Below are 12,405 nucleotides of genomic sequence, written 5' to 3'. Positions count from 1 at the left end.
ACAACCCGATGGCGGCACGGATCAGCAGCTCGTCGCTTCCGGGAATGGTCTGCATGATCTTGGCGATCGGGGTCTGAAGCCCACGCGCGACCAGTTCGCACGCCCTTTGGAGGATGAGATCCAGGTCGAAGCACGACAATGCGAATTGGCCGAACTCGGCGAGCGCATCCTGTTGTTCGGTCCACCCTTGCTGTTGGCTGTGCATGGTAAGATGAGCCTCCTGAACGAGCGGTTCCCGATGGCTTCGCCGGGGCACGGCCCGGCCTTGCCAAGACAACTTGCCCGCAGGCCCAATGTTCCCGCCGGACGGTCCTCCTCCGCCGGTGGAAGCGCTCAGCGGTCGATCTCGCCGAAGACGACGTCGATGGAACCGATGATGGCGACGGCATCCGCCAGCATGTGACCCTTGGCCATGGCGTCCATCGCCTGAAGGTGGGCGAAGCCCGTGCCCCGGATCTTGCAGCGGTAGGGTTTGTACGTGCCGTCCGCGATCAGGAAAACGCCGAACTCGCCCTTGGGCGATTCCGTCGCCGTATAGGTTTCGCCGGCGGGAACGTGAAAGCCTTCGGTATAAAGCTTGAAGTGGTGGATCAGGGCTTCCATCGACCGCTTCATCTCGCCCCGGCGCGGAGGCGACACCTTGTGGTCCTGTATCCGGATCGGGCCATCCGGCATCTGCTCCAGGCACTGCCGGATGATACGATTACTCTGCCTCATCTCCTCGATCCGGACCAGATACCGGGCATAGCAGTCGCCGGTCAGTCCGACCGGGATGTCGAAATCCATCTTCTCGTAGACGTCGTAGGGTTCGGCCTTGCGCAGGTCCCAGGCGACGTTGGATGCGCGCAGGCACGGCCCCGTGAAGCCCCAGTCGAGCGCCTGGGCTTCGCTGACGATGCCGATGTCCACGGTGCGCTGCTTGAAGATCCTGTTCTCCGACAGCAGATCCTCCAACTCGTCGACGAACTTGGGGAACTGTTCGGTGTAGGCCCAGATGTCTTCGGCCAGACCCGCCGGCAGGTCCAGGTTGACGCCGCCGGGCCGGAAGTAGTTGGCATGCAGCCGGGCGCCCGAAACGCGCTCGTAGAACCCCATCAGCTCCTCGCGCTGCTCGAATCCCCAGAGCGACGGCGTGATAGCACCGACATCGAGCGCGTAGGTCGTGATGTTCAGCAGATGGTTCAGGATGCGGGTGATTTCCGCGAACATCACCCGGATATACTGGGCTCGCGGTGGGGCCTGAATGCGCAGCAGCTTTTCGATGGCCAGCACATATGTGTGCTCCATGCACATCGGGGAAACGTAATCCAGCCTGTCGAAGTACGGGATGGACTGGAGATAGGTCTTGTACTCCATGAACTTCTCGGTCCCGCGATGGAGCAGCCCGATATGGGGGTCGGCCCGTTCGACGATTTCGCCGTCCATCTCCAGGATGAGCCGCAGGACGCCGTGGGCAGCCGGGTGCTGCGGCCCGAAGTTCATGGTGTAGGTTTTGATCTTGCCGGGATCGTCGGCGGCGGTGGTCGCGGTCTGGACAGCCATTACTTGTTGCTCCCCGGCATGTTGCCACCCGTCGGCGCTTCGGCCTTTTCGTCGCCCGCCAGCATGACGTTGGTCATGCCCTCCCACGGCGACAGGAAGTCGAACGAGCGGAAATCCTGCTGCAATTTCACCGGTTCGTAGACCACCCGCTTCTGCTCGTCGTCGTAGCGCATCTCGACATAGCCGGTCAGGGGAAAGTCCTTCCGCATCGGATGCCCCTCGAACCCGTAGTCGGTCAGGATGCGGCGCAGGTCCGGATGGTCGGAGAAGAACACGCCGAACAGATCCCAGATCTCCCGCTCGAACCAGTTGGCGACCGTGTAGACGCCGGTGACCGACGGTACGGGCGTGTCCTCGTCCGTTCCCAGCTTGATCCGGATGCGCTGGTTGTGACGCAGGCTGAGCAGATTGTAGACCACGTCGAAACGCTCGTCGCGTTCAGGGTAGTCGGCCGCCGTGATGTCCATCAACTGCTGGAACTGGCACATCATGTCATCGCGCAGGAAGGTCATTGCCCTGACGAGTTCGGCGCGTTCAATCCTGACGACCAGCTCGTTCAGGAGAATGTCCACCGAACGGACCGTACCCGGCAGGCTGGCTTCGATATGTGCCCCCAGCTTCTGAAGCGCTTCATTGCTCATCGACCGATTCTTCCCTGAAATAGCTTGCCGAATGGATACCCATGGAGCCGGCCTGCAAAGCCGTGATGCCGCGCGGACACCGGACAGGCCAGGCAAACAGGCCAGCCGGCGGATCGTTGTTTATAACTTCAGGTAGAAAACCTTCGGGCAGGGGGCGGGGAACGATCGGCCGGCTCCGGACGGGGGCATAGCACCAATGTCAGAAGGCCTATCACTTAATCGCAGGGGCTTTTGCTCTCCCAGTCCGGTTATCGCCCCAAGGAGCCGGCGCCGACGCTGCAAGCCGGCGGCGAGGCACGGTTCCGCCGCGCGCATGCGCGTGGACCTATTGGAAGAAGGAGAAGCCGATGGCTAACCAAAACCAGAACGACACCCGGACCCAGGGTTCGCAATCGAGCGGCGGGCGGCAGGACAGTGCCGGAATCGACCCCAACAGCGCCTTTCCCGGCAACGCGGCCGGCGTCACCCAGCAGGCTACGACGGACCCGGCGGGAGCCACCGGCGGGCAGCAAGGCGATGGTGCGCCCATGGCGGACATCATCGACAAGGCGAAGAACAAGACCGCTTCGGAATTGCCGAACGCGGCGGGCTCCAAGGCCTCCGAGGAAGCGGATCGCACCCTGCGCGCCGCCGGCCACATGAGCACAGGCAATGTTCCTCACGGAGGGGACGACCCGCAGCACCGCACCAATGGGTCCATGACGCCGATGCCCGCCGAAACGGGCGGCAAGGGGAATGTGGGCGATACGCCCATGAAGGATGCGGGACCCGACAAGTAACGGGGCCGACGGAATCCAGGCTGGTTTCGGGACGGCGTCCGATCGATCGAGTGACGCCGTTCCGCGAATCATTTATTGGTCTGGGTGTTGCCGTCCGACCGCCCAACTCTAGCTACGGTAAATGAACTTGGACTTCATGCAGTTCCATACCGAGCAGGCAAGCTCTCTGCTCCGCGCGATGGGAAATCCGCAGCGCCTGCGTATCCTGCTGCTTCTGGCGGAACGCGAGCGCTCGGTCATCGAACTGGAGGCTCTGGTCGGCTTGAGCCAATCGGCCGTATCGCAGCATCTTGCGCGGTTGCGTCAGACCAAACTGGTCCGTTTCCGGCGCGACGGGCAGATGACGTTCTATGCGCTGGATGGCGACGAGGTCCGAAGCATCCTGATGACGCTCCACCTTCTCTATGGCAGGGACCAGGGTACGGCTGCGACCGGTCCTTCCGTGGCGGCCGAAAGCCCGGTGGAGGCCGATCAGTCGGACTGAGCGGTTTCCATCGGACTGAGCGGTTTCCATCGGACTGATCGGTTTCCGGCAGCTATCGGTTCTGATCGCCGGCGATAGTGTGGGACGTGCTCTCCGCAAGCGTCAGCGTGAAGCATGTGCCATGGACATGGACGGCGGAAAGACCGGCGCGGAGCCGTTGCACCATCATCGCCACGATATGCATACCCAGCCCCACCGTCTTGGGAAACTGAACTCCTTTCGGGATCCCCTTGCCGTCATCCGCGACCACGAGTTTCATCCGACCGTCGGACAGGTATCCGAACTGCACCCAAACCGTCCCTGTTCCCGACCTGTCGAAAGCATAGCGCAGGGCGTTGTCGATGAGTTCGGTAGCGATCAGGCCCAAGGGGAAGGCTAGGTCGGCGGACAGCTCGATGGACTCCGCCTCGACCTCGATCGTGTGCCGGGGCGGACCGACGTCATGGGCCTCGGCGATCTGCTGGCAGATTTCGCCGAGATACCGGTCCATTCTCACCCGTCCCGACCCGTCGCCTGAAGACAGCCGGTCATGGACCCGCGCCACGGCGTGGATACGGGCGACGATGGACTGGAGAGCCTGCCGCACCTGCGGATCTTCGGACCTCCCGGCCTGGACGCGGACCAGGCTCATGACGACCTGCAAGCTGTCCCGTACCCGACGTCCGATCTCGTGAAACAGATCTTCCTTGCAGCGCAGCAGTTCGTCCCGTTCCGCAAGCGCCTGTTCAAGGTGCCGGGTCCGTTCGGCGACCTGCTGTTCAAGCATCGTGTTCGACCGGATCAGCGCGGCGTTGGTTTCTTCAAGTTCTTCCGCAGTGATCTGCAGCTCCTCCAGGGAGACCTGAAGCTCCTCGTTGACGATGCTGAGTTCGCCCTCCAGGCCGGTGACCGGACGGACCGAGGATTTAGCGGCCGCAACCTGGGTTTCGAGCAGCCGGGCATGGGATTGGGCCAGCAGATGGCGAAGATGTGCGTTTTCGGCCAACGCCTTGGACTTTTCCATCTGAAGTTGGCGGTTCTCCTGGACCAACGCCTGGATTTCGCCGTCGGCAGTCTCCAGGGCGGCTTGGAGTTGCTCGTATTCCTGCCCATGGACTGAGAATTCGGAACAAGTTTGGTCATTGGCCATATCGAACCTAAGATGTCGGCGCGCCGTTGCGAAGATCAGGATACAGAATTGTTCAGGATGGGCGACTGTATTGACGCACGATCCTCTCGGCATTCTGAAGAACGAGGATGCATTGACCGCGGTTGTCGTCGGCATAGTAACTCTGCGCGTTGTCGAGCATCATCTTCACCTGTAGCTTCTGATCGGGCGGCAACCGCTCGGCGTCATTTTGAAGCCCGACCCACGCCGTCGGCTCGCAGGAGCCGATCGACTGGAACCGGCTGGGTGGCTCTCCCCCTGCCGCCAGGGTGCTCTGCCGGCTTTCCGTCTGCTGTGTACAAGCCGCTGTTATGATGAAGGCGGCGGTAAGCGCTGTCAGGTTCTTCATGAAATCTCACTCCATCGTTACCATTTGTAACAGTCCGAATTGCAGATCCATCCCCCTGTACTGATGATCGGCTGGATGCAAAAGTGTAGGTCGTGCCGCGGCGAAAGTCATATGAACGCCGGCGATCGAGGGTTTTCGACACTCTTTCCGACGCCCCGCGCCATGGAGGGGCGTGGAATATCGCCCTGCGAGCCAAATTTATTCATTAGAGAAACGTGATGGATTCGATGTCGGGTTGTTGATCCCCGTATGATGGATCTGACGGCTGTCAGTGTCGGGAGTCCCGATGGCTGTTCACCGGGGAGACGGGTTGTCCGCTCGCCGAAGGTCCTCCTGAAGAAGGCCGGCGCCATGCCGTGCCATTGTCGTCTAAGACGGAAGGAGGTAAGTGTGCTGAGGCAATTCTACGTAACCTGCCGCGTCGAGAAATGGTATGTCGATGAAGGGACGGAATCGCATGGTCCTTATCTAAGCAGGCACGACGCCATCGCCGATGCGGTTGACGCGGCCAAGCTGCTGGCCAAGCCTAAAAAACCGATTGAAGTCATCTTGAAGATACGGGGATCGGAAGCCGAGCTGGTCTGGAGTTCCAGGAAATCCTTCGTTCCCGTACCAAGTTTTTTTGCTGCGGACGATCGGAGGCTGGTCGAGGAGGTCGCCCTGTGACGCCTCTTGCTCCGGGAAACTCCAGACGCCTGGAACTCCCTGCCATCTCGCGTGGCGGGTCGTTCCTGGAGCGATCTTCATGACGCCGCGTGGCGGTCGGCTGGTTTGCCGGATGGACGATGGCTGCGAGGGCGTCCGCTTCCTGCATCCGCCGAAGCTCTTCCACAATCACCCGGTTTCAGATCATGCCGCGGTCAGGTTTAGATTTCATGCAGCACTCGATCCCGGACGATCATGTCCGCGTCAGTGTCAAGTTTGGCAGCCGATGGTTTACCGCCGACCTTCCAGTTCACCTGCTGGGAAGCGAGATGGACCGGCTGGCGCATGACCTCCATGGAAACGGCCACATCGATCGAGCGCCGGGCTTTGCCGCGCCAGCAATGCTGGCGACGGATCTGATGCGTTCGGCTGCCGCCGGGAAGGATGTCCGGACCCTCTGCCTCGCTGCCTTGTGGGTCGTGTTCCATCGGCCTCCGGACGCTCAGGCGGCGCAGGACTTCTTTCTGGAGATCGTCGAGTTCGACAGTCGCGCATGGATCGGCGTTTCGGCCGATGAGAGCGGAAGTCTTGCCTCCTTTTCCTATGACATAGCGCCCGCGCATCTGGCCGAGGTCGATACGGGGTTCGACCCTTCGGAGATACTGCCCGTTCTAAGCAGCCGTCACTGACGGATGATGCCAAGGGTGAGTCCGGCCACTGCGGCAAGACGGGCGGACTCTCGCATCGCCCGCTCAAGGCGGGAATCGTCGCATTTGCTCTCCAACTGCCTAATTATCTGGATATGATGTTCGGAAGCGTACAGACTATTCTACCTTAACCGTTGCTAGATACCCGCTATCAGTAAGGAGAAAGTCTGATGGTGGAATTCGGTCCTGAAGCTCGAAACGCCCGGCTCGCAGCACTGATGGAGCGGGCCGAAAAGGTCTTCGAACGGTCCCGTCGCCTGGTCGAAGAAGCGCGAAGAACAAGATCCGAGGCAGAGATGAAACTTATGTCCTATGTCGCGCACGATGAAATGAACGATACGAGTAAAATTTAGCGAAAGACTGATGTGACGGCGGGCTGCGTTTATTTGCCGACCGCGGCCTTGCTCTTACATTAGAAAAACTTAATTAAAGAGTATCGCCCAGCACGATTCCGGCTGTGGGCGACTGAGAGACGAGTGCTCCCGCTGAACCGAAGGGGGCACGAGTGTCTCAAATAGAACGATCCGCCGTCCAAAACCGGCTCCTTGCGTCTCTGCCATCCGCCGACTTCACCCATCTGGCAGCTTTCCTGACGTCCGTCGACCTGTCTCTCAAGCAGGTTCTCTTTGAGGCGGACGTGCCGATAGAGACCGCCTACTTCGTCGAGACGGGCATGGTATCGTATCTGGCTTATGTGGAGGGCGGGGAAGCCATCGAGGTCGGACTTGTCGGTTCCGAGGGTATGGTCGGGATGCCGCTGGTCCTCGGCGTGGACAGGGGGCCTGCCGGGGGGATCGTTCAGATGCAAGGTACGGCCTTGTGCATGACCTCGGCAGCTTTGAAGCAGGCCTTCGGCGAGAGCGAAGCGTTGCGCGGTCTGCTGCTGCGCTACATGCAGGCACTTTACACGCAGGTTTCGCAAACCGCGGTGTGCAACGGTCACCATTCGCTCGAGGAGCGTCTGGCACGCTGGATGCTCATGGCGCACGATCGCGCCGAAGGCGATCAGTTTCCGATGACCCATGAGTTCATGGCGATGATGCTAGGGGTCCGCCGTTCCGGCGTGACGGTCACTGCCGGCGCCCTGAAGCAGGCCGGTATGATCTCCTATGGGAACGGCCAGATGACCATACTCGACCGTTCAGGCCTGGAGGCTACCGCGTGCGAATGCTACGGCACTGTTCAACGGCATTTCAAACAGTTGTTCGGGGATGATGCGATGAAAAGCGCGCAACCGAAATGCCGGTTCTGAGAAATAGTATCGGCCGTTAAAGCCGATCGCCGCCCACTGGAAAAGCCTGCCCGGGAAAACCTGCTCCTCCTCGTGCTCGAACACCCTGCGCGCCGCGCGCTCGCGGACTTCAGGGGGCTTGTTTCGGGGGCGTATTCGGGTGATGCCTGTTTCGTCATGATCCGATCCTCTTCACCGGCATGCCGCCCATTTCCTGGATGACCGCGCCCCTGTCGTGGCGACTTTGAAGGCGGCCATGCTGACGGCGGCCCGCCGGCACGAACTCCGGCGCGACGCGCTGTTCGTATTCACGACCAAGGAGGAGGAGACGAACGCAGGCGCGCAATACGCCGCCCGGACCCTTCCCGGCGCCATCAGCATTGCGGTCGAGGTCGGCCCGGTTGCTGGCGAGTACGACACCAGCCTGAGCGCCGACCCCATCGTGCTGACGGGGGATGAGAAGGGCTATTACACCAAGTCGGTATCGGATGGCTTGCTGCGCGCTGCCGAGCGGTGCGGCCTCAAGCCCCAGCCAGCACTGATGCCGGGGTTCGCTTCCGATGCCAGCGCGGTCCTGGGGTCCGGCTCGTCCGCACGGAGCGGATGCATCGCCATTCCGACCGAGAGCACCCATGGCTACGAGTTGGTTCTGCAGGACGGCATCGACGCCTGCGCCCGCACCCTGGCCGAATACCTGCTGGGCGAACCGGTAGACCGAGCTTGAACCTGCAATCGGGAACCGGACTTCATGATCGCCATTGCGAACCCGATCATTGTCCCGTTCCCGGTCCGTCGGACAGGGTGGAGAAGGATCGCGGAGGACGCCGGAGTTTTCGCGCTGGTCGATACCCCGTGGGTCCCAAAACGACCGGAGCCGCCCAAGGGCGGCTCTGACGTCGGTATCGTATACTTGGATTTACAAGAGGAAAGTGGCGCGCCCGAAGAGATGGCGTGCCGCAATCCACAAAGGGCTGATCCTCATGCATTCATAGGCACGAGAAGCCAACAAGCAGATAAATCGTAGCAGCCTTCGTAGCAGAAGCCAAGCGCTTGGTATGGTTAACTATTTACACGATATGGCAGCACGGGCAGCGGCGTATACGATTTACCGCTTCGGTGCGTATGTTGCTGGATTATTTACAAAATTTTTTTATTTAATAGTTCAGCGGCAACCAAACTACCTTTCGCTGTTCGACAGCCTAGCTATGTGGTTTCCAGCGCCGACAGGATAATCTTGACCGACTGCGTATAGGCGCATGAGGGAGGGGGGCTTGGCCCCTGCCTGGGGGGTGCGTCAAGACAGAACTGTTTTACCATGTAGCCTTCTCCGCCAGATCAACCACAGGCAGTTTAGGGCTACTATCAGGCTAGATATTTCGATAGTCGTTTGCCCAGCGGCATCATGGTGCCTTCCTTGGTGGGATGCCCCGCTATGACTCTGGAAGGCATGTAGGGTGAGTCCTGTCGGCTTCCCGCTACTTCACCCCTTGCCAGAACCAGAGGCTACTCTGCGGCCTCTTGGCGGGCTTCCGTGGAATCAAGGATGCGGTATACGCTGGCTCGTCCAATTCCTAGGCGCTTAGCGATCTCGCCGGCACCCAGTCCGTTGGCCTTCAGCGCACGCACCTGTGCCGAGTCAATGCTCGGCTTCCTGCCTTGGTAGACGCCTTCAGCCTTGGCTTTGGCAATCCCCTCCAACTGACGCTCCTTGCGCAAGTTCGTTTCGAACTCCGCGAACACGCCCAGCATATCGAGGAACGCCTTGCCTGCCGCCGTGCTGGTATCGATAGGTTGCTCAGTCGCTTTCAGACTTACGCCCTTGGCCTTCAGTTCCCGAACGATGTCCTGAAGGTCGCCGATGCTGCGGGCTAGGCGGTCAACCCTGGTCACTACCAGCACGTCTCCAGGCTGAAGGAACTGAAGCAGGATATCCAACTCGGCTCGCCCTTGGCGACTGGTGCCGCTAACCTTCTCCGACCGCACCATTTCACACCCAGCCGCTTTCAGCGCCGTGGTCTGGATAGACAGGTCTTGGTCAATGGTGCTTACTCTGGCGTAGCCGTAGACAGTCATGCTCGTTCCCCCCGGATATGTCTCATTTGGGTCTAGAGCCTGAGCTTTGCATGTCTTGAAATCGAACGTCAACCCAAATGAGACTCATGAATGCTGGGGTAAGTGTCTCATGGCCCTTGTCTCGCAAGGGTATACCTAAAAAGTGCAAGCCCTAAGATTGCCCAACAAAATTTCCTTTCTTGCTGCTGCTACATCGCCACCTGCATGCGCTCTAGAAAGCAGCTACTTCCCTGAGGGTATGTGTTGTATCATTGTCACTGTGTGTGGCTTTGACCATGAGATGAGGGTGGATGTTGTTGCAAGCGACGCTGTTCCAGGTATCTATACCCCCAAGACGACAGCGGGGACGACACGATCGTGGCTGCGTCGGTTGAATGAATACTCGATAGGGGTAGCTTAAATGAAAAAGATCCTTTTGGGGACCACCGCGATCGCAGCCGCTGCTCTGTACGCGCAGTCCGCTCAGGCGCAGATCACCGTCTCCCTTGGTGGCTATACCGAGTTCTTCGGTGCCTACTATGACGACGATGTTCCCGGCCGCACCAGCCGTGAGTTCCAGTTGGAGACGGAAGTCGTCGTCCGCGCCGACGGCAAGGCCGACAATGGTCTGCTCTACGGTGCTAAGATCGAATTGCAGAATGGTCAAACATCTGGGGTCACCACAGATGAGGCTTCGGTCTATCTGTCCGGCACCTGGGGCCGAATCGAACTCGGTGACTTCGATGGCGCCGCCGACACCTTGGCCATCTACGCCCCGCTGGTCGGCATCGAGCAGATTGACGGCGACGCTTACGACTTCATGAGCGCTAACGCTGGCGGTACTTTGTTCGGTGCTCAACCGTTCTTTGGCCTCGTCAAAGCCCCTGACTCGGGTGACGCGACCAAGATCATGTACCTGACCCCGCGGTTCGCTGGTATCCAGGCTGGCGTCAGCTATGCCACCCAGAACCAGAGCGAAGCCCAGAGTGTTATTGCTCTGAAGACCACGACGCCCTCCTACAAGGACTTCTGGGAATTCGGTGCGAACTACACCGGCACCTTCGCCGGCTTCTCGGTCGCCGCTGGCGCCACAGGCTCCATGGGTAGCGGCGAAGACCGTCAGTTCCCTCCGTTCGCAGCTGCGACCCAGCTTGAGGACTTCTTCGCTTGGCAGGCTGGTGCTCAGCTCGGGTATGCCGGCTTCAAGTTCGGTGGCGGCTACATCGATGGCGACGACTTCGGTGCTCGCCGGAACACCGAAGCCGGCGACGCGACCGCTTGGCACGTCGGTGCCAGCTACACGGCTGGTCCATTCGCTGTCGGTGTGACCTATGCCGATGCTGAAGGTGCCAAGAGTGACTTCGTTACCTATGCGGAGGACTATAAGACCTATGGTGGTGGTGTTGCTTACACTGTTGCCCCAGGCCTTGTCCTTCAAGCTGACCTGATGTTTGTCGACGAAACGGTTGTTAACACTACCAGTGGCTTCAGGGCCGACAATGAGGGCTATGTTGCGGTCGTCAGCACTCGTCTGAACTTCTAACATCCCACGTTGTAAATCGCTATTGTCGACGAAAGAGGGGCAGTGTTTATCGCTGCCCCTTTTTTACGATTACAGCCCTTTTGGCCAGCTACAGTCCCCTTTGGACAGCATTCAGTCTTCTAAGCTGTTGACCTCATCAAGTTGGCTTTTAACATCAAGAGGACAGTAGATCTCCAATAAGTTGGCCCAGTCAAATGTAGATACTAGCCAGTTCAACCCCTGTTCGTGATGAGCAAATTTGATGGGCATATCGATCTCGATGGTAAGTGTTGTTTTTCGACACGACAAACTTGCTCTGATACTCGCAGATCTCCCAGCTGGCTTGCCTATTTGCTGCAATAGGCACTCTGGAGGAGCAGGAAAAAAAAGTTTGATCGCTTCTCGAATGTCTAGATTGATTTCATCGAGCGAGTTCCAATCGACGCGCACTCTCCACGTCTTTTCATAGTTACCGTCTGCATGACGATTCAGACCGACATGATCTAAGACCTTAGACACTGAGTCGATACCTAACGCGTTCTCTCCTGAAAGCCAACGGGATAGGGCTGATCTATTTACTGCCACATCCCGCGCGACTTTCTGAATACTTGAATGCAACTTTATAACGGATCTGATGCCTCGCCGCGTTTCTGAAAGGGCAAGATCAATTGGCGGTTTTCTTGCGTGGCTCTCGACAATCTGCTCAATTTCATCAATAGAAACGTCCAAGTAGGTTCCTTGAGTAACCATTCTCGCCATATGCGCCATGAGTAATGCTGGTGGCCCTTCACATTCCCGCTCACCTCTTGCCCACGCTTCAACGGTTCGTGGCGAAACGCCAAGATAATTAGCTGCGCGTTCAGCCCAACTATTGTGTCGATTACCATTCAACAGATAACCGATTTCGCGCACGAGTGCGGGTGATAAGGTGAAGTTATTCGTCATGATACTAAGTTTGCCTCACGCTTTTCGACTGCATAGCTGCGTGGTTGCGAGTATTGGATTCATCTTTATCATCTCCGTATATACGCATGGCGTGAGAAGTCGAAACCAGTATCTATTGTAGTTGGTATGCTGGATCTCGCTCAGAAGGCTGGTCCGCAAGTGGGTATTCGATTGGCTCACAGGCAATAATGGAAAATCATCAGTTTCAGTGTTCGACAGGTTACTGGTGAGAACATAGACACCCACGCCCACAGATTGTACATGAGCTCAGAAACTGGTAAGTGCGCCGAGAGTGCTCTTGATTCGAGCTATTTCGTACCTTGCGAATTCAATGCCTTGCAAGACGGCTACATCAGCATCG

The 12,405-nt window shown here is 58.8% G+C and carries 15 protein-coding genes; 8 read left to right on the top strand and 7 right to left on the bottom strand.

Annotation, left to right across the window (positions count from 1 at the left end; translation table 11 throughout):
* From AC5JJ6_RS22290 to AC5JJ6_RS22280, 3 genes are all read right to left on the bottom strand, one after another.
* On the bottom strand, window positions 1-205 hold a 205-nt coding region (locus AC5JJ6_RS22290; protein WP_496044168.1), incomplete at its 3' end, for a hypothetical protein.
* A gap of 128 nt (window positions 206-333) precedes the next feature.
* A complete protein-coding gene (locus AC5JJ6_RS22285) occupies window positions 334-1,542 on the bottom strand; it encodes an NADH-quinone oxidoreductase subunit D (RefSeq protein WP_496044167.1) in 1,209 nt (402 codons plus the stop codon).
* On the bottom strand, window positions 1,542-2,183 hold the full coding sequence (locus tag AC5JJ6_RS22280) for an NADH-quinone oxidoreductase subunit C (RefSeq protein ID WP_496044166.1): 642 nt from the start codon (window positions 2,181-2,183) through the stop codon (window positions 1,542-1,544). Before AC5JJ6_RS22280 ends, AC5JJ6_RS22285 begins: the two co-directional genes overlap by 1 nt.
* A 347-nt stretch (window positions 2,184-2,530) precedes the next feature.
* Here AC5JJ6_RS22280 and AC5JJ6_RS22275 point away from each other — a divergent pair, with 347 nt between their 5' ends.
* Window positions 2,531-2,962 (top strand): hypothetical protein, encoded by a 432-nt coding sequence (locus tag AC5JJ6_RS22275; protein ID WP_496044165.1) that lies wholly within the window; start codon window positions 2,531-2,533, stop codon window positions 2,960-2,962.
* A gap of 121 nt (window positions 2,963-3,083) precedes the next feature.
* A complete protein-coding gene (locus AC5JJ6_RS22270) occupies window positions 3,084-3,446 on the top strand; it encodes an ArsR/SmtB family transcription factor (RefSeq protein WP_496044164.1) in 363 nt (120 codons plus the stop codon).
* A gap of 52 nt (window positions 3,447-3,498) precedes the next feature.
* Here AC5JJ6_RS22270 and AC5JJ6_RS22265 read toward each other — a convergent pair whose 3' ends face one another.
* Together AC5JJ6_RS22265 and AC5JJ6_RS22260 are read right to left on the bottom strand one after the other, a co-directional pair.
* On the bottom strand, window positions 3,499-4,449 hold the full coding sequence (locus tag AC5JJ6_RS22265) for a sensor histidine kinase (protein WP_496044163.1): 951 nt from the start codon (window positions 4,447-4,449) through the stop codon (window positions 3,499-3,501).
* Between the two features lie 178 nt (window positions 4,450-4,627).
* Window positions 4,628-4,942, bottom strand: coding sequence for a hypothetical protein (locus tag AC5JJ6_RS22260; protein ID WP_496044162.1), 315 nt, complete (start codon window positions 4,940-4,942; stop codon window positions 4,628-4,630).
* A 390-nt stretch (window positions 4,943-5,332) separates the two neighbouring features.
* Here AC5JJ6_RS22260 and AC5JJ6_RS22255 point away from each other — a divergent pair, with 390 nt between their 5' ends.
* From AC5JJ6_RS22255 to AC5JJ6_RS22235, 5 genes are all read left to right on the top strand, one after another.
* The gene (locus tag AC5JJ6_RS22255; RefSeq protein WP_496044161.1) at window positions 5,333-5,608 is read left to right on the top strand and encodes a hypothetical protein; all 276 of its coding nucleotides are present in this window, start codon (window positions 5,333-5,335) and stop codon (window positions 5,606-5,608) included.
* Window positions 5,609-5,817: 209 nt separating this feature from the next.
* Complete coding sequence (locus AC5JJ6_RS22250) at window positions 5,818-6,276, top strand: hypothetical protein (RefSeq protein ID WP_496044160.1); 459 nt, start codon at window positions 5,818-5,820, stop codon at window positions 6,274-6,276.
* Window positions 6,277-6,464: 188 nt separating this feature from the next.
* Entirely contained in the window at window positions 6,465-6,647 is a 183-nt protein-coding gene (locus AC5JJ6_RS22245) for a hypothetical protein (protein ID WP_496044159.1), read from the top strand.
* Between the two features lie 152 nt (window positions 6,648-6,799).
* The gene (locus AC5JJ6_RS22240; RefSeq protein WP_496044158.1) at window positions 6,800-7,546 is read left to right on the top strand and encodes a Crp/Fnr family transcriptional regulator; all 747 of its coding nucleotides are present in this window, start codon (window positions 6,800-6,802) and stop codon (window positions 7,544-7,546) included.
* Between the two features lie 193 nt (window positions 7,547-7,739).
* A complete protein-coding gene (locus AC5JJ6_RS22235) occupies window positions 7,740-8,249 on the top strand; it encodes a zinc-binding metallopeptidase family protein (RefSeq protein WP_496044169.1) in 510 nt (169 codons plus the stop codon).
* 779 nt (window positions 8,250-9,028) lie between these two features.
* On the opposite strand, the gene AC5JJ6_RS22230 is transcribed toward AC5JJ6_RS22235, so the two are convergent.
* Window positions 9,029-9,598: a recombinase family protein gene (locus AC5JJ6_RS22230; RefSeq protein WP_496044157.1), complete on the bottom strand. Its 570-nt coding sequence runs from the start codon at window positions 9,596-9,598 to the stop codon at window positions 9,029-9,031.
* A gap of 400 nt (window positions 9,599-9,998) precedes the next feature.
* Between AC5JJ6_RS22230 and AC5JJ6_RS22225 the strand changes: the two genes are divergently transcribed.
* The gene (locus AC5JJ6_RS22225) at window positions 9,999-11,120 is read left to right on the top strand and encodes a porin (protein ID WP_496044156.1); all 1,122 of its coding nucleotides are present in this window, start codon (window positions 9,999-10,001) and stop codon (window positions 11,118-11,120) included.
* Between the two features lie 111 nt (window positions 11,121-11,231).
* Here AC5JJ6_RS22225 and AC5JJ6_RS22220 read toward each other — a convergent pair whose 3' ends face one another.
* Window positions 11,232-12,044: a helix-turn-helix domain-containing protein gene (locus AC5JJ6_RS22220; RefSeq protein ID WP_496044155.1), complete on the bottom strand. Its 813-nt coding sequence runs from the start codon at window positions 12,042-12,044 to the stop codon at window positions 11,232-11,234.
* Window positions 12,045-12,405: the final 361 nt, after the last annotated feature.

The sequence above is a fragment of the Skermanella sp. genome, from assembly GCF_059503625.1.
The sequence above is the reverse complement of the archived record's forward strand: the minus strand, read 5'-3'. Positions and strand labels throughout refer to the sequence as shown.